The organism is Priestia sp. LL-8 (assembly GCF_036227845.1).
Lineage (GTDB): Bacteria > Bacillota > Bacilli > Bacillales > Bacillaceae_H > Priestia > Priestia zanthoxyli.
Genome location: NZ_JAZAQH010000001.1, coordinates 983,665 through 1,005,111, shown reverse-complemented (window position 1 = coordinate 1,005,111; position 21,447 = coordinate 983,665). Strand labels below are relative to the sequence as shown.

The 21,447-nt window shown below is 37.5% G+C and carries 27 protein-coding genes; 9 read left to right on the top strand and 18 right to left on the bottom strand.

Going from position 1 to position 21,447, the window contains the following annotated elements; genetic code table 11:
- Positions 1-72: 72 nt before the first annotated feature.
- From U9R83_RS05135 to U9R83_RS05125, 3 genes are all read left to right on the top strand, one after another.
- A complete protein-coding gene (locus U9R83_RS05135; protein ID WP_014461300.1) occupies positions 73-1,623 on the top strand; it encodes a glycoside hydrolase family 10 protein in 1,551 nt (516 codons plus the stop codon).
- Positions 1,624-1,712: 89 nt separating this feature from the next.
- Entirely contained in the window at positions 1,713-2,204 is a 492-nt protein-coding gene (locus tag U9R83_RS05130) for an NUDIX hydrolase (protein WP_115653187.1), read from the top strand.
- A gap of 140 nt (positions 2,205-2,344) precedes the next feature.
- Positions 2,345-2,527 (top strand): CsbD family protein, encoded by a 183-nt coding sequence (locus U9R83_RS05125; protein ID WP_014461302.1) that lies wholly within the window; start codon positions 2,345-2,347, stop codon positions 2,525-2,527.
- 30 nt (positions 2,528-2,557) lie between these two features.
- Here the strand turns inward: U9R83_RS05125 and U9R83_RS05120 are convergent, their stop codons facing one another.
- The 3 genes from U9R83_RS05120 to U9R83_RS05110 all read right to left on the bottom strand — a co-directional run bounded on the left by U9R83_RS05120 (position 2,558) and on the right by U9R83_RS05110 (position 4,209).
- On the bottom strand, positions 2,558-3,217 hold the full coding sequence (locus tag U9R83_RS05120; protein ID WP_115653186.1) for a haloacid dehalogenase type II: 660 nt from the start codon (positions 3,215-3,217) through the stop codon (positions 2,558-2,560).
- Positions 3,218-3,345: 128 nt separating this feature from the next.
- Positions 3,346-3,819: a hypothetical protein gene (locus U9R83_RS05115; RefSeq protein WP_028412244.1), complete on the bottom strand. Its 474-nt coding sequence runs from the start codon at positions 3,817-3,819 to the stop codon at positions 3,346-3,348.
- Positions 3,820-4,041: 222 nt separating this feature from the next.
- A complete protein-coding gene (locus U9R83_RS05110; RefSeq protein ID WP_014461305.1) occupies positions 4,042-4,209 on the bottom strand; it encodes a hypothetical protein in 168 nt (55 codons plus the stop codon).
- Between the two features lie 148 nt (positions 4,210-4,357).
- On the opposite strand from U9R83_RS05110, the gene U9R83_RS05105 reads away from it, so the two are divergent.
- The gene (locus U9R83_RS05105; RefSeq protein ID WP_045293206.1) at positions 4,358-4,807 is read left to right on the top strand and encodes a staygreen family protein; all 450 of its coding nucleotides are present in this window, start codon (positions 4,358-4,360) and stop codon (positions 4,805-4,807) included.
- A gap of 26 nt (positions 4,808-4,833) precedes the next feature.
- Here U9R83_RS05105 and U9R83_RS05100 read toward each other — a convergent pair whose 3' ends face one another.
- The 6 genes from U9R83_RS05100 to pgsB form a co-directional block, all read right to left on the bottom strand.
- Positions 4,834-6,396 carry a gamma-glutamyltransferase family protein gene (locus tag U9R83_RS05100; protein ID WP_328575080.1) on the bottom strand — a complete coding sequence of 521 codons (1,563 nt, stop codon included), beginning with the start codon at positions 6,394-6,396 and terminating at the stop codon, positions 4,834-4,836.
- A 123-nt stretch (positions 6,397-6,519) separates the two neighbouring features.
- Positions 6,520-6,723 (bottom strand): CapE family protein, encoded by a 204-nt coding sequence (locus U9R83_RS05095; protein WP_014461308.1) that lies wholly within the window; start codon positions 6,721-6,723, stop codon positions 6,520-6,522.
- A gap of 20 nt (positions 6,724-6,743) precedes the next feature.
- On the bottom strand, positions 6,744-8,306 hold the full coding sequence (locus U9R83_RS05090) for a gamma-glutamyltransferase family protein (protein ID WP_014461309.1): 1,563 nt from the start codon (positions 8,304-8,306) through the stop codon (positions 6,744-6,746).
- Positions 8,307-8,334: 28 nt separating this feature from the next.
- Positions 8,335-9,531, bottom strand: a complete 1,197-nt coding sequence (locus U9R83_RS05085) for a CapA family protein (protein ID WP_013082012.1) — start codon at positions 9,529-9,531, stop codon at positions 8,335-8,337.
- Between the two features lie 40 nt (positions 9,532-9,571).
- Positions 9,572-10,021: a poly-gamma-glutamate biosynthesis protein PgsC gene (pgsC, locus tag U9R83_RS05080; protein ID WP_013055707.1), complete on the bottom strand. Its 450-nt coding sequence runs from the start codon at positions 10,019-10,021 to the stop codon at positions 9,572-9,574.
- A 16-nt stretch (positions 10,022-10,037) separates the two neighbouring features.
- Positions 10,038-11,219, bottom strand: a complete 1,182-nt coding sequence (gene pgsB / locus U9R83_RS05075) for a poly-gamma-glutamate synthase PgsB (RefSeq protein WP_014461310.1) — start codon at positions 11,217-11,219, stop codon at positions 10,038-10,040.
- Positions 11,220-12,127: 908 nt separating this feature from the next.
- On the opposite strand from pgsB, the gene U9R83_RS05070 reads away from it, so the two are divergent.
- From U9R83_RS05070 to U9R83_RS05050, 5 genes are all read left to right on the top strand, one after another.
- The gene (locus U9R83_RS05070) at positions 12,128-12,781 is read left to right on the top strand and encodes a hypothetical protein (RefSeq protein ID WP_098999758.1); all 654 of its coding nucleotides are present in this window, start codon (positions 12,128-12,130) and stop codon (positions 12,779-12,781) included.
- Positions 12,782-12,864: 83 nt separating this feature from the next.
- Positions 12,865-13,455 (top strand): TetR/AcrR family transcriptional regulator, encoded by a 591-nt coding sequence (locus tag U9R83_RS05065; RefSeq protein ID WP_328575079.1) that lies wholly within the window; start codon positions 12,865-12,867, stop codon positions 13,453-13,455.
- Between the two features lie 42 nt (positions 13,456-13,497).
- Entirely contained in the window at positions 13,498-13,839 is a 342-nt protein-coding gene (gene sugE, locus U9R83_RS05060; protein ID WP_028412237.1) for a quaternary ammonium compound efflux SMR transporter SugE, read from the top strand.
- Position 13,840: 1 nt separating this feature from the next.
- Positions 13,841-14,155: a DMT family transporter gene (locus U9R83_RS05055; protein ID WP_098999759.1), complete on the top strand. Its 315-nt coding sequence runs from the start codon at positions 13,841-13,843 to the stop codon at positions 14,153-14,155.
- 73 nt (positions 14,156-14,228) lie between these two features.
- Positions 14,229-14,402, top strand: coding sequence for a twin-arginine translocase TatA/TatE family subunit (locus tag U9R83_RS05050; protein ID WP_013055701.1), 174 nt, complete (start codon positions 14,229-14,231; stop codon positions 14,400-14,402).
- A 28-nt stretch (positions 14,403-14,430) separates the two neighbouring features.
- On the opposite strand, the gene U9R83_RS05045 is transcribed toward U9R83_RS05050, so the two are convergent.
- From U9R83_RS05045 to U9R83_RS05005, 9 genes are all read right to left on the bottom strand, one after another.
- Positions 14,431-15,963 carry a GGDEF domain-containing protein gene (locus tag U9R83_RS05045; protein ID WP_328575078.1) on the bottom strand — a complete coding sequence of 511 codons (1,533 nt, stop codon included), beginning with the start codon at positions 15,961-15,963 and terminating at the stop codon, positions 14,431-14,433.
- Positions 15,964-16,340: 377 nt separating this feature from the next.
- The gene (locus U9R83_RS05040) at positions 16,341-16,568 is read right to left on the bottom strand and encodes a helix-turn-helix domain-containing protein (protein ID WP_013055697.1); all 228 of its coding nucleotides are present in this window, start codon (positions 16,566-16,568) and stop codon (positions 16,341-16,343) included.
- Positions 16,569-16,572: 4 nt separating this feature from the next.
- Positions 16,573-16,719, bottom strand: coding sequence for a YvrJ family protein (locus U9R83_RS05035; protein WP_013055696.1), 147 nt, complete (start codon positions 16,717-16,719; stop codon positions 16,573-16,575).
- On the bottom strand, positions 16,712-17,323 hold the full coding sequence (locus U9R83_RS05030) for a sigma-70 family RNA polymerase sigma factor (protein WP_048020133.1): 612 nt from the start codon (positions 17,321-17,323) through the stop codon (positions 16,712-16,714). The genes U9R83_RS05035 and U9R83_RS05030 overlap by 8 nt, the downstream gene beginning before the upstream one ends.
- A 244-nt stretch (positions 17,324-17,567) precedes the next feature.
- Entirely contained in the window at positions 17,568-17,702 is a 135-nt protein-coding gene (locus U9R83_RS05025) for a hypothetical protein (RefSeq protein ID WP_255293446.1), read from the bottom strand.
- 148 nt (positions 17,703-17,850) lie between these two features.
- Entirely contained in the window at positions 17,851-18,294 is a 444-nt protein-coding gene (locus U9R83_RS05020; RefSeq protein ID WP_013055693.1) for a TlpA family protein disulfide reductase, read from the bottom strand.
- A gap of 116 nt (positions 18,295-18,410) precedes the next feature.
- Complete coding sequence (locus tag U9R83_RS05015; protein ID WP_014461319.1) at positions 18,411-18,953, bottom strand: peroxiredoxin; 543 nt, start codon at positions 18,951-18,953, stop codon at positions 18,411-18,413.
- A gap of 573 nt (positions 18,954-19,526) precedes the next feature.
- Entirely contained in the window at positions 19,527-20,513 is a 987-nt protein-coding gene (locus tag U9R83_RS05010; RefSeq protein ID WP_243548836.1) for a Gfo/Idh/MocA family protein, read from the bottom strand.
- A gap of 178 nt (positions 20,514-20,691) precedes the next feature.
- A complete protein-coding gene (locus U9R83_RS05005) occupies positions 20,692-21,324 on the bottom strand; it encodes an NAD(P)-dependent oxidoreductase (protein WP_221780544.1) in 633 nt (210 codons plus the stop codon).
- Between the last annotated feature and the right edge of the window lie 123 nt (positions 21,325-21,447).

Below are 21,447 nucleotides of genomic sequence, written 5' to 3'. Positions count from 1 at the left end.
GTGAATATAACGACCGCATGCTATATTATGAAAGAAATTTTATCTCAACCAAAAAAAGAAGGAGGAACGAACATGCATATTAAAAAATGGGTTGGAGGCATCTTGTTTTTACTGCTGTTTTGTTCGAGCACATTACCTGCTAAAGCAGACGTACCTACTACGTATCAAAAACGGGAGCTTCGAGCGGCTTGGATTGCAAGCGTATACAATATTGACTGGCCTTCTCAGCCTGGTCTTCCCGTTGAGCAGCAGAAAAAAGAGTTTACTTATTTGCTAGATGAAGTACAAAAGATGGGGATGAATGCTGTGGTCGTTCAGATTAAACCGACCGCTGATTCCTTTTATCCCTCAAAATATGGCCCGTGGTCAGAATATTTAACCGGTACACAAGGAAAAAATCCCGGCTACGATCCTCTGGCTTTTATGGTGGAGGAAGCACACAAGCGCAACTTAGAATTCCACGCATGGTTTAATCCTTACCGTATTACAATGAATCATACCGATTTAAACAAACTTGCCGATAATCATCCTGCCAAACAACATCCTGATTGGGTCGTCTCCTACGGAAAACAACTCTACTACAACCCAGGTATTCCAGAAGTGAAAAATTTTATTATTGAAGAAGTGCTCGAAGTCGTAAGAAACTATGATATTGATGCTGTTCATATGGACGACTATTTTTATCCTTACAAAATTGCAGGTCAAACGTTTCCAGATCAAAAAACATATGAAACCTACGGTGCTCAAACGTTTTCGAATATTGAAGACTGGCGACGTGACAATGTTAACCAGCTTGTTCGAGATTTAAATACGTCTATTAAAAAAACAAAATCATACGTGAAGTTTGGCATCAGTCCGTTCGGCGTATGGCGAAACATCGCTAATGATCCAACCGGCTCTGAGACGACTGCTGGACAAACAAACTACGATGATTTGTATGCAGATACGCGTACATGGATTCAAAATGGATACATTGATTACATCACTCCGCAAATTTATTGGAATATCGGATTTGAACCCGCTGCTTACGATACGCTGCTCAACTGGTGGAGAGATGAAGTTCGCGGAAAGCCAGTCCACCTCTATATTGGACAAGCTGCTTACAAAATTAATAACAACGCGGTGGAAGCTTGGTCTGATCCCGATGAGTATCCAAGGCAAATTGCTCTGAATCACCAGTTTCCAGAAGTACAGGGGAGCATGCATTTTAGCCTGAAAGATTTGAACCGAAACCCGCTAGGAATAAAGGACAAGCTGCAAAACGATATTTATAAACATCCTGCTCTTATTCCGTCAATGCCTTGGCTTGATGATACGGCTCCAAAAGCACCAAAATTAAAAAACGCGGGCCCTCATACAAAAGAAGCAGCGTTTGAAATTCGAGATCACCAGCAGAATGATTCCGCATATTATGCCATTTATCGCTTCCAAGGCAATAAAAAAGGCGATATTAACAACGCAGAAAACTTGCTGACAACCGTTCGAAAAACAGGAGAAAAACAATTGTTTGTAGATCAAAACGCACTCAAAAATCAAACATACACATATGTTGTAACCTCTGTTGACCGTTTGCATAACGAAAGTGCTGTTTCCCGTACACTTACTGTAAAAGCATCTCATTAAAAAAGGTTCTATAGCAAAATGTATGGTAGGATAAAGAAATCAAATGATGCTTTATCAAGCCATTCTGTTATAGAAAGTAGTGAAAAAAGATGGAAGCAAACTATGATCGCGCTTTTGGCGTATATGGAATTTGTATGCGAGATGACAAGCTGCTTGTTATTCGAAAAAATAGAGGCCCCTATATTCATCGCTTTGATTTGCCAGGCGGACAGCTAGAACACGGCGAAACATTAACAGATGCGATGAAAAGAGAATTTAGTGAAGAAACAGGCTTTGAAATTACTATTATTTCTCAAGCGGGTACAACGGATTTTCAGTATCCCTGTAAGTGGAAAGAATTTACCCATGTACATCACATTGCCGTTTTTTATTACGTAGACATTGCCGGCGGTGAGCTTCTTTCCAACCCCGTCCAGTTTGAAGGACAAGATTCTTTGGAAGCATTGTGGATCGCACCGCAAGATCTTAACATCGATAATGCTTCTCCTCTTGTTCTAAAAGCAGTGGAATCTTTAAGCTTATTATCATGGCCTTATGAATCTCAGATTTATGATGAGTGGGAACTTAAAACCTCCGAATGATGATAGTGACTAAACAGTACTTCTAAATATCGCAGGCTTAGCTTCTGTTTAGGCCAAAATCAGAAAATATGTTTAATTTCTTTCTAACGGTGGAATAGACAAGTAACACTACTTAATCACTAATAGAAAGGAAGATTAAAATGAGTAAAGGTTTAGGAGATAAAGTTAAAGGAAATGTATCAAAAGCTAAAGGTGAAGTAAAAGATCAAGTCGGAAATGCAACGAATAACCGCGATCTTCAGCGTGAAGGAAAAGCTGAGAAAGCAAAAGGAAATGCTCAAAAAGCAGTAGGCGAAACAAAAGATACATTTAGCAATAAATAAAAAAGGACGAGCTTAATGCTCGTTCTTTTTTTATTTAATAAGCTGATTTAAGCTTTTAATGATTACGTTTGGCTGCAACTCTTTATGCTCAGCTACATTTCCTTTTCGGTTAACCCAAGCCGCTGCGAACCCGTAGTTTTTAGCACCGGCAATATCCCATGTATTCGATGACAGAAACAATACTTCTTCTCTTTTTGCATTCATTTTATTTTTTGCATAATGATAGCTTGCCATTGTAGGCTTGTACTGTTTGATTTCGTCTACGGAAATAACATCTTCAAATAAATGATTCATATTGTGATAAGAAACAAGCGGATCAATCATGTGCTTAGGACCATTCGTAAAAATAGCCAGACGATATCCTTTTTCTTTTAAATAGGCGAGCACCTCTTTGACCTCATCGTAGACATTCAGCTTCATGTAAGCACTCATCAGCATTTTTTCTTCATGTTCCGTTAAATCAATATCATTTGCTTCTGCTGCATATTTCAGGGATTGATTTGTTAATGTATAAAAGTCAACGTATCGTCCCATCAGCTGATATTGCATTGCATATTCAATTTGCTTCAAACGCCATAAATGGCTAATACTTTCTCCTCGTTCCGGATACAGCTTATCACACGTTTCAATAACGGTATGTACATCAAACAGTGTTCCATATGCATCAAATAAAATCGTTTTAAATTTCATCTGTGTTCGCCTCCTTCTTTCATTTTACCCACTCGTAAAAAAACATAACGTTTTTTCTGTTAAAAAAGAGGCATATTACCAGCTGAGGTATACTCATTTCTTATGAAGATAAAAAACAGCAGGCTCTCCTACTGTTTATAATCCCACACGACTTTCCATTCTCCTTTTTCACGAACAGCATACACTTTCTGCACCAAATCAAAGTTTCCATATTTCCCTTTATACGTTTGGATAACGGTCATTTCGTAAACAACAGGAAACGCTTTACGATCATTTTCCATCTTCCAGCTCTTTCTTTTTTCAACATCTTCAATGGAATACGTAAAAGTGTCTACTCCGAAATGATTGAGAAATACGTGTGCTCGATCTTGTATGTATGCACCTTTTGTCCACTTCTTTTTCATGGACGAATGAAAAAGGTTCCATGATTCCGAAAAGTTCCCTTCCTGTTCTAGCGTATAAAATTCTTTTACAGCAGATTTGGCTTGATGACTCGGAGAAAAGAATGTAAATTGAAACATCCAAATTCCCAGCGCAATCAAAGCAAGAAACACAGCTACTCCTAAACTTCGCTTCAAAAGCAGTGTTTTTTTTCGATACAAGTAAAAAGCCCCTTTATCAAAAATGCAGTATACAACAGCTTATTCAATATCAGGGCTTTTTAGTATTGCCGAACTAAACTTATCGGACATATCCTCAAAAAAGAGATTGAGACATAACTACACACATGAAATCTACGTTCACCTTAACCATAAAAGATCCGAACAATTCACCGTTCAGATCTTCCTTCAACTAAACTACGTTTGTCCCAGCCTCTTTCTGCGCTATACAATGTGAAAAGCCATTTGCATGGCTGCTAAAAAGCCCACGAACACAAGGCCCGTCACGAGACCCTCTTTCCAATCTGGCCGGTCCCCTCGAACAAATTTAGCAATATCATACGATAGCATGGCTGCTAAAAAAATCGTTAAAACGATATACAGCGGCTCCATCTTCTATCACCCACTATTTCTTTTCTTCAGTGTAACAACTTTTTCATAAGTATGCATGTAAGAAAAGCAACTTAAAATTCTTGACGAATGTGTGAAATTTCTCTTTTTTATGCATAAACTACTTAAAAGCGTGAAAGGAAGATGCCCTTTGTCTGCTTTTAATCCTCAGCAATTTAGCGTCACATACCGGCAAGGAAGCACGCCCACCTTTCCTTTTATTGGGCGACGCTATACGCTCACACATTCTGAACAAACAGACGATTTATTTCTTTGGATCGACGAAAAGTTTGCTGTTGATCAATTAAATGAGCAGCGAAATGAGCTTTTTGCCGAATGGCTCCACAAAGACGGTGTTGATACGCTGTATGTATACGTATTTATTGGAAATGAACAGACGGAAAAGTCTGTGCAAGCCATACGTTATGCTATTTTCAAACAAGAAATGCCTTACTTACTAAAAGCATTGCGCTACGGTGATGCCACCTTTTTCAACGCTCACCCTGCTTTAGATCGTTCCCCCATTTACGTACATTTTCATTCCAGTGACAAAGAATTTCATTCCATTCGATATTTTCAAACGCCTTCTCACTATGCCTAAGCATATGAGAAGGGGTCTTTACTTAGTTAATCTCCTGTTTTCCAAACCCCATTTCTTCTAGGGTCTCCCGCTCCTTCCATTTGTTTATCTTGAAAATTAATGATTAACGCTTGGATACCTCCATAAAAGACGTCGCTTTCCTTTGTTTCTATTCGAAACGCAGAAGGAATATTTTTTGTATTTAAATCGGGCTCTACATAAATAGTCGAATCGTCAAAAATAAATCGCGGTTCGTTTACAGCTTCTTGAAGCGGTTCATTTCCTGCGAGGTTTTTAGACAGTACCTGAGTTAAAATTTGAGGAATCCGCGTTCCGCCCGGAGAACCTATTCCCATCGCCCACTCGCCTTTTTCTCTTATAATAGTTGGAGCCGTAAAGGTTCTTGCTCTTTTTCCTGGCTCGCGATTATTCGGTTCTTTGCTTCCAAACGTATCAGCATTGTTATTAAGAAAAAATCCGTCAACTTGTTCGCCTGTACCAAAGAAGTTACTTAACGTATTGGTTGTAGATACGACGGTTCCTTCTGAATCAATAACTACAAAATGTGTTGTACTTTCGTGTTCTTCATCGCCTTCACCTGAAGAGCGTGTCGGGTGATTGACCAAGTTTGTTATATAATCATCACTAACTAACTTACTTGAGTTTTGATTATGAAAGTCAGGATCGCCGATTTGTTTTAACCGGTCGGAGTAAGCTGCTTTTTTAATTCTGTTCATCGTTTCGTAATAGTCTTTGTCAGGCATTGTTTCAAGATTTTCTTTCTCTGCCATTTTTAACATTTGAATCAGTGTAATTCCAGAAAAAGGCGGAGGCGCCGAAATCACTTCCGTTCCATTGTAAGCAGAAACGACAGGCTTGGTTTCTGTCACTTGATAGGAAGATAGGTCTTTTTTAGAAATAGGCGTTGCATCAGCAAGATCTTGTGCCAAATCCCCTTTATAAAAAGCAGATGCACCTTCTCGCTGAATTTTGATTAGCGTTTTAGCAAGCACTGGCTGCGAGAGCGTTTCTCCTTCTTCGATTGCTTCTCCCTTCGGATAAAAAGCAGATAGATCATCCACATCCATCCTTCCTCTAGAATAATACAATCGCGAAGATAAAAGAGAGTCTACTTCAAACCCTTTTTCAGCGTATTCAACAGCCGGCTGAATTAAATCACTCATTGATTTTGTGCCATACTTCTGCTGAATATATTCCATACCAGCAACAAATCCCGGCACGCCGTTTTTACCGCTCATAGAAGTTGGAGCGGTTTCCCGGTAATCGATAAAGGTAGCAGGCTGATCTTTTTTGGCAATCAGCATACCTCCACCTCCGCCAATTCCGGATCCAAAAGGTTCGACTACATTGAGGGCATACGAAATAGCAATAGCCGCATCTACTGCATTCCCGCCTTCTTTTAATACGTCCATCCCTACATTTGCTGCCAGAGAATTAGAAGAGCTCACACCATAAGAATGATCATTATTTTTTTTTAGGAGCTTTTCAGGACTAAGGTCTGTACTTGATTGAGTCATAAAGAAAACGGCTATAACGCCGATTAACAACAAAACAGCAACAATATTAAATAACAGTAATTTTTTATTCACACATTCCCCTCCATTTTTACTCATATGTATATTTTGTGAAGCGCTTTCATTTTTATCCATAAAATACATTAAACACAAAAAAGACATCGCCCCGGACGATGCCTTTTTATTACTATATATGTTTTATTTCCCAGACGCTGCTGCAGCATCATTTACTGCATCTGTAGCAGCTGATTTTGTTTGTTCAATCATTTTTACGTTATTTTCAATTTTTTGCTGTTCATCCGTTGAAAGAGTAGCTGGATGTTTTAAAGCTCCAAGTCCTGCTACTACTCCTGCTACAATAGCAATTGGTCCTACAATCCCTACGATTCGTTTTGCGATCATTTTCTATTCCTCCAATTAAGTTAGTCTGTACTTTTTTCCCATAAACCGTGGCGGCGCGGATCAGCGTCACCTTGAATTTTGTTTTTCTTTAAGTCTTTCACAAGTGCTTGAACGCCTCCGTAAAACATCGCGTTATCATTGTTTTTCAAGTCATAGCCGTACGTTTTTAAACCATCTTTAGTTGACTGTTTAAGCTTAGCTTCTGAATAAAACTTATGAGAATCAAAAATGACACGCTTGTTTTCTACTGCGTTTTTAATGGAATCTTTGTCTTCAAAATAATCCCCAATTACTTGTGTTAATACTTGAGGAATGCGATTTCCTCCCGGTGTGCCAATGGACATTACCCATTCATCACCTTCACGAATAATGGTAGGGGCTGTAAATGTTCTTGGACGCTTACCAGGTTGACGCTTATTAATTCCTTCTCCAAACGTATTGAGCGTATTATTTAAAAAGAATCCATCTACATATTCACCGCTGCCGAAGAAATTACTCAGCGTATTTGTTGTTGATACAACGGTTCCATCACCGTCCATAACAACAAAATGAGTGGTACTTTCATGTTCTTCGACGTCGCTTACTTTGGTGTGATCTGTTTCAGTATTATTTAATTTATTACGAAGTAAATGCACGTAATGATCGTCGATCCAATCATTTGGCGTTTCTTTTATAAAAGCCGGATCGGCAATTTTTTTCAAGCGGTCTTGATAAGCTACTTTTGAAATTTGACCAAGAAAATGATAATAAAGACTAGGATGCGATTCCTTCAGCTTCCAAATATCTTCTTGATCCGTCATTTTTAACATTTGAATGAGCGTAGCACCAGCAAAAGGAGGAGGTGCTGAAATAATTTGATGACCTTTATAATTCGTCGATAGAGGTTTGCGCTCAACAGGCGCATACTTTCGCAAGTCTTTGTGACTTACTTTTGTTTCTTCTGTAATATCGTCTGCAATTTCCCCTCTATAAAAAGCATTTGGTCCTTCTTCCTTAATCTTTTGCAGCGTGTTCGCTAATTCATGCTGTTTGACAATTTCACCTGTGTTAATGGCGTCCTTATCTGGATAAAAGCTAGGAATTTCATCTTCATTCACATTATCTTTGTATGAAACCAGCCTATCGTGCAAATCTTTGTCCACTTTATACCCATTCTCAGCATAGTTAAGGGCCGGGTCGATTAGTTTGCTCATCGACATAGATCCATAGTGGTGCTGAATATAATCCATACCAGCAACGAACCCTGGTACGCCAATCTCATCTTCTTTATCATTCTTAGGTGCAATTTCTCGGTAGTCAATAAATGTTGGAGAGGCATCTGCTGGATCAATCAGCATTCCGCCGCCTCCCCCAAGTCCTGATCCGTACGGTTCCACAACACCAAGCGTGTAGGAAATGGCAATAGCTGCATCAACTGCTGTACCGCCTTGTTTAAGGATTTCCATACCTACTTTTGTGGCGCGAGGATCTGAAGTACTTACTGCATATTCTTGTTTTGGAAACATAAATTGATAAACACATACACCTACTATGAGTGAAAAGATGACAATGGAAACAATAATCGTATTACGTTTATTTATCATCTTTTACCTCCTCTGTGTATGACGGCTATTAGTTAGCTTGCGCTTCGTTCTTTTTGCGCTCCTCTGCATGTTTTATAATGCGAGAATGATCTAAGTTTAATTCAAACTTGTTTCGTTCTTTTTCTAACAGCTCAGGGTTTGAAGAAAATTTGTTTAAATCGTTATAAATACGCTTCATGCGCCAAGGGTTATCCGTTGGAGTTGGTGTACCTGCTTTAATAACCATTGGAATAACATCAATTTTAGCTTGGCCCTGCTTGTTTAAATGATACTGAACCATCGCTGTATTTTTTGTACTTGACCATCCTTGGTCAAAAATAAAGTTTCCTAGGCTGTAGAAAATAACCGAACCTTTATATACATCATATGACTGTAGAACGTGCGGATGGTGACCAATGATAATGTCCGCACCAGCGTCTACCATCGCTTTTGCTAGTCCTTCTTGACGAGGACTTGGCTGTGCATCGTATTCTTCACCCCAGTGGGCATTTACTACAACTAAATCAGCATTTGCTTTCGCTTGCTGGATCGTGCTGAAAATAAGATCCGGATCTGCTTTTAAAATACCTGGGTTGTTTTTTCCAGCGGACATTCCGTCTGAATGTACATCCGTAAATCCTACGGTTGCAATGCGGATACCGTCAGCATCTTTATACGAAATATGCTTTGCTTCTTCAGAGTTACGGCCAGCACCAACAAAATCTAATTTGTTTGCTTCAAAAGTAGAGATCGTATCTTCTAACCCTTTTGCACTGTAGTCCATTGAATGGTTGTTCGCTAAGTTTAATACGTCGAAACCTGCATTTTTAACAGTCGCTAGATCAGCAGGCTTACTATATAAATGAATACCTTTTTCCATTGCTTTATATGAATCTACGTCATTTGTTAAAATCGGCGTTTCGTAGTTCCCGCTTACGTAATCCGAATTTTTAAAGAACGGCTCCACGTTGCGGAATACAAAATCTTCTCCGTAGCGTTCAGTTACTTCTCTTACATGGCGACCCATCATAATGTCTCCGACCATAGTCATCGTTAAATCATTATTGGCCTCTGGATTAGCCGTCTCAGGGTTTTCAAGAGCATCCGAACGCTCCATCCATCCTGAAAGAGCTAAAATTACGATTAAAATTGGCGTTAAGATAAGAGCTTGCTTGCCCGTTGTAGGCTTTGTTTTCTTTATAAACATCAATACTTTTTCTTGAAAGTTTAATTTTTTCTCTTTCAACGCTTTCACCTTCCTTTACCAGCTGCGGTTTGTTTGTGTATTAAAATAAATAATAAACTTGCATAATTCCAAATGTTACACCACTTAATAAAACCGTTGTTCCAACTGTTAAAGGAAGACCTTGCTTTTGCATTGTATTTGCAATTAAGCCCGGTACAATGATACCAATTCCGCGTAATTCAAACACTTCAAACGGCAAGATCGGGAAGAAATAATCAAATGCAACTTTAATCACAATACCCGTAATTAACATCGCTGTAAATTTGCGACGTCCATATAAAATAACTACTTTTGAGATTCCGTACACGACAATAACATACGTTAAAATACTAATTAAGAAAATCATTAAAATGGTAATTGGCTGATCAAATACAAGAGCTAAATACCCCGGTACGATAAGACCTGCTGGCAATACGCCCGTTTTTTCTGTAAAAATTAAGCTTAGTGTAACCCCTAACACAAGGGCAATATATAAATCTGATCCGAACATGAAATGGCCTCCTAGATTAAACTGCTTTTCTCATCTTTTTCATTTCAATAATAGCTTCAACAAGCGGCTCGGCTGAACCGTGGATATTTCCGACACCGTATACGATACGATCTTTTAAATAAGGCTTCATGCGCTCTAAAATTTCTTCTGTAGAAGCGCCTTCCATATCCCAGAATTCTTTTGTTGGTAATTCGCCTCTTTGGTGTGCAGCAGCGATTGGTGAGGTCGTCTGACCAATTGCAATCATTACATCCGCTTCAATGTATGGCATTACATCTTCAGCAAATTGCTCGGTGCGATCTACACGGTCCGGACGGCAGTTCATAATGACAATAGGAAGCTTTTCACTATAGTTCATTGAATCTACACGTTCCCAAATACGAAGCGTGGAAGAAGCGTCGTTGGCAGCAAATCCATTCACTAAAAATGCTGGATTTTTTTCATCGCCAAACGTTGTAATTCTCATAGCTCCTGGGTCAGGCTGGGCATTTAACATTCCTCTCATCGCTGTTTCAGCATCGATGCCAAGTGCTTCTGCTACTGCTAAACCGATGGAAGCATTATCAGGGAAAACCATATAATCAAATTCACGTAAATACGCTTCAGATACTTTATCATTGTCAGCTACAATAACCTTTGTGTTGCGCTCTGCGGCTATTTTTTTATAATATTCCAAATATGGACCTTCAATTGTAACAAGGTGGCCATCATAAGGAATAGTAGCAGTGAACGCTTGAGCAACTTCATCTAGAGTTGGACCCATTACATCCATGTGATCTTCTAGTACGTTTACAATAACGCCTACCTTGGCTTGAATCAGCTGATTTTGGAATGTGATTTGATAATCAGGCTGTACCGCCATACATTCACAAATAAGAGCTTCCGCGCCAATATCGGCAACTTCATTTACCACTCGTCGCTGTTCTCCAATGTTCGGACCTTCTTTACGACGAATAATTGGTTCTTCTTCACTTGTATGCCAGTAGATCATACGTGCTTGTGTTCCTGTCGTTTTCCCTACTGTTTTGTAACCTGCTTCTTTTACAATACCTGTAATCAATCGTGTAACGGTGGATTTTCCGCGAATACCATTAACATTCACTCGTACAGGAATTGAATGCAGCTTGCGTAAATGTCTGCGATACTCCCAAACGCCATACCCTACTAAAAATAGGCAGCAGAGGATAATTAAGATCATGTTTCATTCTTCTCCTTCCAAACTTCTCCTGTTGGATACGTTATGAATGCTTTTGATTCATAATAATAGATATACGATTTCATAGTTTCACTCCCTTTATATATGTATGGGAGCTAATCAATTAACAGCGCTAGCATGCTGCTAAAACACCTGCTTTGAAAAATGGACTCGAGTACCAATTTCAACAGCTCTAAAACTATCATCTGCGCTCATTAGTGGTCAATAGCTCAAATGTTATATATTCTTACAATTCCGATTGTCTATTTACAGAATTAAAAACTCATCGTTTTATTTAAAATTTACAGAATAGGTCTAAAGTTTAATTACCTAGAAAAATCCCATCGATACCTTTTTTTACCATAACAACAGGAATATTTTATACATCACTCTTACAATTAACACACGGAAATATTACGTAATTAAAAATTTCTTAACTTTAGAAAACGTTTTGTAATATAAAGGTGGAATAAAAAATAGTTTATCCCATTAATTCCTTTTTATGGATATACCAATTGAATTTGTCTAACAACCATACTTGTGAGGATGATAGATAGATATAAAAGTAAGAAAAATACATTTATTTATCATTTTCTGCTTACATTTAACTTACTTAAATAGAAAGGACATTAAATATTTTTTTCTAATTTTATAAGCATTTAGACTCCATATGTACCTAGTTCTTTTGTTGTTATTTTATAGATTCCCTTTATTTAATAATCAATTCAGTAAATCTAAATCTCTTGACTATGGCCTCTTTTCCTATTTTTATTTCAATATTTTCTGAATCTTTCTACCGATAAAGGCATCTTTTGTCCGTTAAGATTGCCTAGAAAAATGCATGATTTCTCACTTTTTTGGCATATGATGTTATCATAAAAAGAAGAAGTATCATCAAAAGGAGGAAAACAATGGTTGATACAATCCTTTATTTTCTATTTTCTTTTTGCTACATTGTCCTGTTTTTCTTTAGCATATATGTAGTACGAAAAAACACTTCGCCGTTTTACATGCTATTTCTTCCTTTAGTAATAGCTGGACTAATTTACGATAATGTAATGATTGGGATTGGTTCATTTATCGGTGAAGGCGATACTTTACGTTCACTCAGCATGCTTCGCTTTTGGTTTCACGCTTTATTTACCCCTACTTTGGTGCTCTTTGCGTATGGCGTAGCGAAATATTCGACGATCACATGGGCTAAAAAACCTGTTGCCAGCATTGTTTTTTTGCTAACTACGTTTGCCTTAATTAGCTATGAAATAATCGAGACGATTAGTCAGCGTATGGAAGTTGTACGTGAATATGGCATTGTTCGCTATACATTAGTGGGATCATCCGGTCCTCCTCTTATGGTTCTTATTGTGGCGATTATTTTGCTTTTTGTTGGAATTTCTTTATTTCGCAAGACCAGGTGGAGCAGCATGATGATTGGAGTAGCCGTGATGATTGTAGGAAGTGCCGTGTCAATTCCTATACCAAGCACAGCCGTAACAAATACGTTTGAGCTTATTTTTATCTTTTCTTTATTTTTAACTCAGCGTCATTTAGTAAAAATACATTAAAAAGAAGCGATTCCCTTGCTTCTTTTTTTTATATTTGATATCTTTTACCTAACGACCGTTAGTTAGATTGAGGAGGAGCTTTTTTGAGTGAATTATCAACTGTAGAAAAAATTAGAGCTGCCGCAATGGAGCTCTTTGGAGAAAAAGGCTATACAGAAACATCGCTTGCTGGTATCTCATCAAAAGTAGGCATAAAAAAACCTTCCCTGTACGCTCATTTTAAGAACAAAGACGAATTATTTTTACTAACCGTGCATGATTTAATGAATTTATTTTTAACAAAGTTATCTGTTATATACGAACAGCATAAAACAAAGTCTGCTAAAGAACAGCTTCACTGCTTTGTTGTAGATTTCTGCACGATGATTGAAAAAGATTCTTTTGGCCAGATGTACCGTCGTCTTATTTTGTTTCCACCTGAGCATTTGCAGTCGGAAGTAAAAGCTATTTTCTTAAGAAGCGAACGATTGTCTGATCAAATTCTGCATGCTATTTTTACACAGGGAATGGCTGAAGGCGAAATAATTAAACGTCCGATTGATTTGTATATCAATAGCTTTTATTGTTTAACCGACGGACTGTTCATTCAGCGCTTTTACTATGAACCAGAGTATTATGATCAAAAAATCCACGATGCTTGGACAATATTTTGGGAAGGCATACGCGCTAAATAGGCCCTGTAAAAAGGGCTTATTATTATGTAAGGAGGAATTAAAATGGCTTGGATTTACCTTATTATCGCTGGTTTGCTCGAGATTGTATGGGCAATCGGCTTAAAATATTCACACGGATTTACTGAATTAACTCCAACAATCATTACGATCGTCACAATTGTCATCAGCTTTTATTTCTTTTCAAATGCCTTAAAAAAAATTGCTGTGGGAACAGCTTATGCAGTGTTCACTGGTATAGGAGCTGCTGGTACAGCGATACTCGGTATGACTGTTTTAGACGAAGGCGTAAATATTGGAAAGATTTTATTTTTAGGATTAATGATTTTTGGAATTATCGGTTTAAAGTTAATTTCTACTGAAGAAACAGAAAGAGAGGAATCGTAACATGGCCTGGATTGCATTAATAGCTGCTGGTTTCTGCGAAGTGGGATTTGTGATTTTCTTAAAACTTTCGGATGGATTTAAGCGATTGCTTCCTTCAATTGGATTTATCCTTTTCGGTGCAGGAAGTTTTTATCTTCTCTCCTTAGCGTTAAAAGAAATACCTCTTGGAACAGCTTACGGTATATGGACGGGAGTAGGCGCTGCCGGAAGTGTACTTCTTGGCATGCTTTTCTTTCGCGAAGCAAAAGATATGCGTCAAATTCTATTTATTTTTTGTATTGTAGCAGGTGTAATCGGCCTTAAAATCACTGGATAAGGGTGTACTACTTCCCCTCTTTTCGTGCTATACTAAACTTGTAAACACTTTCAAAAAATAGGAGACGATGACAATGAACCTTGGGTTTGGAGAAATTGCCTTAATTGTATTTGTCGCTCTATTGCTTTTTGGTCCAAAGAAACTGCCGGAATTAGGCAAAGCTGCTGGAAAAACATTAAAAGAGTTTAAAAACGCTACAAAAGGAATTATGGAAGAAGACGAAAAAGAAAAAGCCCCTCCTAAATAAGAGGCTTATATCTCTTTTAAAAGCTGACTCAAACGTTTGAGTCAGCTTCTTTGTGGTGAGAATACACTGAAATTCGATTTCGACCCGTACGCTTTGCTTCATATAAAGCCTGATCTGCTCCATGGATAATTGAAATCGGCGGTATGTTTTCGGATGGAACGACCGTCATTATTCCAACGCTGATTGTGATACACTTAAACACTTCAGAAGCCTGGTGGACAATTCCACGCTTCTCCACTTGCTGTCTAATAGCTTCTGCCATTTTTATCGCTTCATATTGATTAGCTCGAGTTAACAATATACCAAACTCTTCTCCTCCGTATCTTGCGACAAAAGCCAATTCGTCAAAAACAACGCTTTTAGCAATATTCGCTACCTCTTTTAAGCATTCGTCTCCTTGAATATGGCCATAGGTATCGTTATACGCTTTAAAATAATCAATATCAAATAAAAGAAAAGAAAGCGGCTCTTTTTCTTTCCGTGCGTATTCCCACTCGATTTCCAGCTGTTTATCAAGAGATCGGCGGTTGTTCAGACCCGTTAAGCCATCTTTCATGGACAGCATTTCAAGCTTTTTATTAGCTTTGAGAAGATCACACTCAGCCTTCTTTTTCTCCGTAATATCTCGATATTCCCAATAGTGGCCAATATACACGTGACCTTCATAGATTGGAATGTAGTCACGCGCATAAATTTTACCGTTAATAAACGTAATTTCTTCATCTACTATTGACTCTTTTGAATAAACGGTGCTTTCTACCGTTTTTAAAAACCTAGCAGGATCTTTCAACATAGGAGCGTGAGATAAAAACAGCTGATTACTTTCCAGTCCAACATATTGATTAGGAGGCCCGGGTATATCAAACATGTCACAAAAAGTTTGATTAATAACGGCTACTTCGCGCTCCGGCGTTTCAATCATGGTACCTGTCTTTGCATTTTGAACCATAACCGAAAACATTTTAGACAGTTTTTTATGCTGACTTGTCGTTACGCGAGATACATATATATATCTACCTGCTAGATACACTAAACACCCCCCTATAAAGGAAGCAGGGAGTAAATAGACGATAGTCGCAGCGGCGTGCTTCATATCTTTAAAAAGAAAGGACAATGAGAAAAATACGCAAAGCAAGCTAATAGAATTCATTAATTGAAAACGAATAAATGGACGATAAGGTAAGCGAACCGTCCACCCAGACAGTAAAGCCATTACGATAATTGTAGCAGCGCCTATTATTCCGCTTTCCGTAATTCCAAATAAAAGCAAACGCATTACTCCTATAATACAAGCTGCAATGATAGCCGGTATCATTCCTGCATAAAGACAAACAATTGTCACCGCTAAAAAGCGAAGGTCAAGAATAATAGTAGAATCTATTTTAATTGTATATATCATTAAAATGCTGCCTAATAGTCCATAAGAACATCCGTAATAAATTAAGCGATACATTTTATACCGTTTTATTCCTTCTACTCTATAAATGATTTGCTCTCGAACTATACTCGCAGCAAACAAGAAAGAAATAATTAACGTGATATTAAAGAGAAGTTGACTCACTCTATTCTTCACCTCTTTCCAAAAGCTAAAACAAAAACAATAGGCTTCTTAGCTTACATATTGTTTACAGCTGCTTTTTTATAACTAGTACTGTTTGATTTATCGAACAGTACTATCATTTTTTTTCTTCATTAAATAAAACTGTTCTATACTCTATTTGTTGCCGACCATCCTCACTATATAAAGAGTGTTTATCTTCCTTTTCTACAAGAAATTCTACTTGTTAGTATACTACTAAACTCTATGTGTACACATCACCTTTTACCTTTTTTAAAATATTTATCCATTTTCTATTTTTTGTATTTTTCACTGAAAGGTACGTAGTCGAAATGCAGCAAAAATAAAAAAAAGAGCGTCGATACAACGAGCGCTCTTTTTTATTTATGGCGTAAAAATTCCCAAAGCCCTGGCGTTTTGGAAAAATCAAACGTCTTAACAGCGGAAAGAATTTTAATCTTTAAATCTTGCTTTACGTCTTCTCTCTCATGCAGTGAAAAGCTTTGGACAGCTTTATTTAGTTTTGGTTCCAGCTTTTTTAATAAACGCCTTGACGCTTCTTCATCTCCGGCTTTCACTTTATTTACAAGCTCATATAGAGTTTCCATTTCTTCACTTCTTTCTTAAGTCAGTTGTTAATTCTTCCACTTTTTCTTCGAGTCGCTTTATATTGTTTTCTACACGCAGTAATAAATAAAAAGAAAGGACAGCGGGAAATCCTACGTTTCCAACAAGTTGAAGCCATTGAGGATCAAACATATCTATCACTCACCTTCATAATTTTTTTCAACTTGCTTAGCGCACGTTGGTAATGGTTAGAAACCGCTTGCTGAGAAATAGAAAAATAAGCAGCTATTTCTTTATGAGTCCAGCGTTCGACAATAATCAAGTGCAACATACACTGCTGCTTGGCCGTTAATTGGCGAAATGCATGATGAAGAATACGATTTTCAAGTTGATTTCCTAAAAATTCATGCTCCCATACAGCTCCGTCCTGTACTCCTAGCATATCTTCAACTGTTCGATTTCCATCTAGCGCAGCCGGCTGCTGCAGGCGAAGAGGAATATATGAACGCTCTTTTTCTTTTACACGCATAACATCTCTGGAATAATGTCTGCAAAGCTTGTTAATATAATGAAGCAATCTAACTTCACTATAAAACTGATGAAATTCTTTGTTTAGAAGTCTTTGTTCTTTTGTATCATTTTTAACAACCGCTTTTTGTAATCGCTCATAGCGTTCTGGTGTCAAAAATGTATTCATTATATGAGTCTGAAGAGTTGCGCTGTGGTTTGTAAGAAATGTATGAAAGGTACATTCTTTGTCGTGCCGCTTTTCTTGCTGCGAATAGAGCTGAGTCATTGTGCAAATCTCCTCCTTTTTTTCTTATACTTATTAAAAAGGGAGAAAAGAGTAAAATAACAACACCAAAAACGAACGTTTGTTCTTATATAAATTTAACTATATTAGGTTTTTTATGTCAATATGATGAAATGCTCATTAATAATCAAAACGACTCAGTAAAAATAAAAAAAAGAGATTGAGACATAACGAAATGGATCCAATCTAAAGACGAACAAATAGGATACATGAGCTGGACTGCTTATTACACCGCAGTTGATTTCCGTGCAAGACTTCGCTTTCCGCGGGCGGCCGCTGAGCCTCCTCGTCGCTGGCGCTCCTGCGGGGTCTCACCTGTTCCGCTTTTCCCGCAGGAGTCTTCGCCTTGCCCTCTAATCACCTGCTAGAAGGAACGAAACAGATGAAATCTACGTTCTGCATAACAAAAAAAACGAAACACTAATCAAACATGTTGATCAGTGTTTCGTTTTTCACTTCGGCTAAAATATTTTTATCCCGGCCCTTTTTATTTCTTCTTCATGTATAGATTATTCTTCTCCTAAAACGCGATTGATACGTTTGCGAAGCATTGGCATTCCATTTCCACCCGCTTGGAAATGACGAAGCTGACCTTCTTTATCAAATACATAATATGCTGGTACATATTTATTTTCAAAAGCGTCTGTTAACTTATGCTCACTGTCTACATAAATTGGCTGAGTAATATCGTGTCCCATTGCCATTGCCTCAATAACACCCATATCTAAGTCATCTTCCGAACGAGGCATATGAACCGCTACAACATTCAATTGATCATCATACTCATCACGAAGATCATTAACTTCAGGCATTGCTTCTTTACATAAATGGCAGCTTACTGACCAAAAGTGGATAAGCGTTGCTTTATCACCTACTAAATCTTCCTTTGTTACTTCGTCGTTAATCCAAGATGTTGCTCCAGTTAATTCAGGCATTTGTTCACGTAATTTCATGTTAAAATCCTCCTCATAAATAAAACTGAATATTCTGTCTTTTATAATTAGAAAACTATCTTTTCTATCTTAATGGCAGCAGTAGAGGAAGTTCTCCTCTACGCCACCGTTATTTATTAAAGTGTTTTTTGACCTGGTTTCCAGTTAGCTGGGCAAAGTCCGCCAGTTTGAAGTGCTTGAAGTACACGTAATGTTTCTTCTACGCTGCGGCCGATGTTGTTATGGTTTACAACTGCATATTGTAATTCACCTTCTGGATTAATAATGAATAATCCGCGAAGCGCTACGCCTTCTTCTTCAATTAATACGCCGTAATCACGTGCTACTGCATGAGTTGGATCTGCAGCTAATGGATAATTTAAATCTCCAAGCCCATTATCTTTACGATCTGTGTTAATCCAAGCTAAGTGAGTATGAATTGTATCTGTAGAAACACCTACCACTTCAGCATCTAGATCCTCAAACTCTTCGTAGTGATCTGATAGAGCTGTAATTTCTGTTGGACATACGAATGTAAAGTCCATTGGATAGAAGAATAATACTGTCCATTTACCATTTTTCATATTTTCTTCTAAACTTACTTTTCCAAACTCCTTATTTGCAAGTACCGCTTCCATCTCAAAGCGTGGTGCTTGTTTTCCTACCATACGTTCTGCCATGTCAAAACCTCTCCTTGTGCAATATATTTCACAAGCTTATGCTTGTATGTATTATTTTTAATGCAATCAGCGCTATTTACTATTTGATAACGATTATTAGTATCATTATAAACTAGTAATAACTATTGATTACATTCTTTATTATACACGAACTATTATTATAGTCAATACTTTTTTATAATCATTTTAATCTAGGACTGATTATCGAATATTTACCACTCTTTTTATTCTTTCCCTTGATCAATCCTATGTATGCAGGGATGAATGAACATAGAAGATACTAAAAAACTTCCCTAATTTCAACATATTTGCTTTTAAAGTGTGCTGCAGCAAGATTTCGAATCTCAATTATGCTCTTTATAACCACGATAAAAGAGAATGAGACATAACGATCAGAATCCAAGTTAGAGACAAACAAATGGTATAAATCATCTAATAAGTATCACTACTTGTTACTTGAAACCTGCTTTTACCCCACCCACGAAAAATCCGACCGAGTTTGATTCTACATCAAGAATCAAACTCGGTCGGATTATCCTTCAACTAAACTATTTTTGTTCCAGCCTCTGTTATTTACTTCTTATCATTTGGATATACAAGACCAATTTGCTCTCGTACTTTATCCATTGCACGCATTGTTAGATACGAATTTTCATACGAATTTGTGTCTGATTCCGTCTTTCCTTGCTTCAACAGCTCTACGAATTCATTTATTTCATAGTACATAGCAGGATAAGGCTGATCGACCGTTAACTCTTCTACACGTCCGTCATTGTATCGAATTTCTACCTTTTCAGCGGTATGTATTTTGTCAATAATTATACTGCCTTTTTCTCCTTGAATTTCACTTGGTAAATGCGAATTTGTAATCTTAGAATACATGATGACCGCGTCGCGATCTTCGTACTCTAAAGCAACTGACCCTTCTCCATCTACTCCAGATTCTAGCATAAACGCCGTTGCCTTTATTTTATGAGGCCCTCCAAACAATGTAATCAGTGGATAAAGACAATATACACCTAAATCCATCAGTGCACCGTTGGCAAGCTCTGGCTTAAAGGCATTAAGCACGATACCTTCTTTATATTTATCATAACGAGAAGAATACTGACAGTAAGATGCAACGTATTTCCGAATTGGACCAATTTTATGTAAGTTCTCTTGAATCACTTTGAAGTTAGGAAGAAGGGTTGATTTCATCGCTTCCATTAGTAACACCTTGTGATTTTTGGCTGTTTGAATCATGCGAGTTACTTCTGCTGCATTGGCTGCGAGCGGTTTTTCACACAGTACATGCTTGTTATTTTTCAAAAATAAGATAGCTTGTTCCGCATGATAAGCATTTGGAGTAGCAATATACACTGCATCAATTTCCGCACTCGCTGCCATTTCCTCTAAATCAGTAAATATATGAGGAATGTCATATTTACCTGCAAATTCTTCTGCTTTTTCAATGGTTCGAGAATAAACAGCTGCAAGCTGAAAGTTGTCTACATACTGAGCTGATTCTAACAATCGATCTGTTATCCAGTTTGTTCCTATTACGCCAAAACGAATCATCTTTTCATCTCCTTTTTATCATCTATGTTGTATTGTATCGTTTTTAAAAAGAAAAACGAAGAAATAATAAAAAATCTATACCGTTTTCCATTGCTTTATATCTATTTTTATTTTGTTCTGTATAAAAAACAGCTCACAACAAATGTAAGCTGTTTCTCAATATGATTCAAACGTAAGCTTATGCTTTCTCACCCACTACAGCAAAACGTTCATTCACATGGTTTTTATTCTCTAACTCATCTATTAAAGCAATCGCATAATCAGCATAGCTAATATAGCTTTCATTTTGACTATTTGTGATCACATGATCTTTTCCTAATTGATAGGCTCCCGTGCGAGCACCTTCTGCATCAAAGAAGGCTGCTGGGCTTAAATAAGTCCAATTTATAGTCGACTTTTCAAGTTCTTTTAAACCTTTTCCCATGTTTGAAGCCGTTGGATAATAAGCTGCTGGAAAACCTTCTGTGCTCATTAAAGGCGTTGTTTTTTCTGCATCTACAAATAAACTTCCCGCTCCGCCCACTACTGCGAGTCGCGTTTGAACACCTTGAAATACTTTAATAAGTGATTGTATAGACTCAACGTGGAGCTGTTCGCTTCCAGGAGGTGCATTAAATGCATCTACCACAGCATCGAACTGTTCAATGTCTTTTGAAGTAATGGCAAAAATATCTTTTTCAATTACGTTTGTTTGATTTTTTAGTTTAGAAGCATTTCGAACAATGGCTGTTACTTCATGTCCTCTCTGTTTTGCTTCTTCCATAATTAATTGACCTGCTTTTCCTGTTGCTCCAATAACACCAATTTTCATTTTTATTCTCTCCTTTTATTTTCGTTGTAACCATCATAGTTACATTTGACACAAAAAAATTTGAGCTTTTTATAGCACTGCTAATTCTTCTCAGCTCGTTGTAACCATTATAGTTACACTTTA

What these genes read in the sequence shown, in the direction of transcription:
- U9R83_RS05120 (WP_115653186.1), bottom strand. Translation starts at nt 3,217, where the DNA reads ATGAAATTTAAAACGATTTTATTTGATGCATATGGAACACTGTTTGAT.
- pgsB (WP_014461310.1), bottom strand. Translation starts at nt 11,219, where the DNA reads ATGATCTTAATTATCCTCTGCTGCCTATTTTTAGTAGGGTATGGCGTT.
- sugE (WP_028412237.1), top strand. Translation starts at nt 13,498, where the DNA reads ATGGCTTGGATTTACCTTATTATCGCTGGTTTGCTCGAGATTGTATGG.
- U9R83_RS05130 (WP_115653187.1), top strand. Translation starts at nt 1,713, where the DNA reads ATGGAAGCAAACTATGATCGCGCTTTTGGCGTATATGGAATTTGTATG.
- U9R83_RS05030 (WP_048020133.1), bottom strand. Translation starts at nt 17,323, where the DNA reads ATGACTCAGCTCTATTCGCAGCAAGAAAAGCGGCACGACAAAGAATGT.
- U9R83_RS05110 (WP_014461305.1), bottom strand. Translation starts at nt 4,209, where the DNA reads ATGGAGCCGCTGTATATCGTTTTAACGATTTTTTTAGCAGCCATGCTA.
- U9R83_RS05010 (WP_243548836.1), bottom strand. Translation starts at nt 20,513, where the DNA reads ATGATTCGTTTTGGCGTAATAGGAACAAACTGGATAACAGATCGATTG.
- U9R83_RS05095 (WP_014461308.1), bottom strand. Translation starts at nt 6,723, where the DNA reads ATGATCGCAAAACGAATCGTAGGGATTGTAGGACCAATTGCTATTGTA.
- U9R83_RS05040 (WP_013055697.1), bottom strand. Translation starts at nt 16,568, where the DNA reads ATGGAAACTCTATATGAGCTTGTAAATAAAGTGAAAGCCGGAGATGAA.
- U9R83_RS05050 (WP_013055701.1), top strand. Translation starts at nt 14,229, where the DNA reads ATGAACCTTGGGTTTGGAGAAATTGCCTTAATTGTATTTGTCGCTCTA.
- U9R83_RS05135 (WP_014461300.1), top strand. Translation starts at nt 73, where the DNA reads ATGCATATTAAAAAATGGGTTGGAGGCATCTTGTTTTTACTGCTGTTT.
- U9R83_RS05005 (WP_221780544.1), bottom strand. Translation starts at nt 21,324, where the DNA reads ATGAAAATTGGTGTTATTGGAGCAACAGGAAAAGCAGGTCAATTAATT.
- pgsC (WP_013055707.1), bottom strand. Translation starts at nt 10,021, where the DNA reads ATGTTCGGATCAGATTTATATATTGCCCTTGTGTTAGGGGTTACACTA.
- U9R83_RS05070 (WP_098999758.1), top strand. Translation starts at nt 12,128, where the DNA reads ATGGTTGATACAATCCTTTATTTTCTATTTTCTTTTTGCTACATTGTC.
- U9R83_RS05020 (WP_013055693.1), bottom strand. Translation starts at nt 18,294, where the DNA reads ATGAAATTACGTGAACAAATGCCTGAATTAACTGGAGCAACATCTTGG.
- U9R83_RS05015 (WP_014461319.1), bottom strand. Translation starts at nt 18,953, where the DNA reads ATGGCAGAACGTATGGTAGGAAAACAAGCACCACGCTTTGAGATGGAA.
- U9R83_RS05090 (WP_014461309.1), bottom strand. Translation starts at nt 8,306, where the DNA reads ATGATAAATAAACGTAATACGATTATTGTTTCCATTGTCATCTTTTCA.
- U9R83_RS05055 (WP_098999759.1), top strand. Translation starts at nt 13,841, where the DNA reads ATGGCCTGGATTGCATTAATAGCTGCTGGTTTCTGCGAAGTGGGATTT.
- U9R83_RS05035 (WP_013055696.1), bottom strand. Translation starts at nt 16,719, where the DNA reads ATGTTTGATCCTCAATGGCTTCAACTTGTTGGAAACGTAGGATTTCCC.
- U9R83_RS05125 (WP_014461302.1), top strand. Translation starts at nt 2,345, where the DNA reads ATGAGTAAAGGTTTAGGAGATAAAGTTAAAGGAAATGTATCAAAAGCT.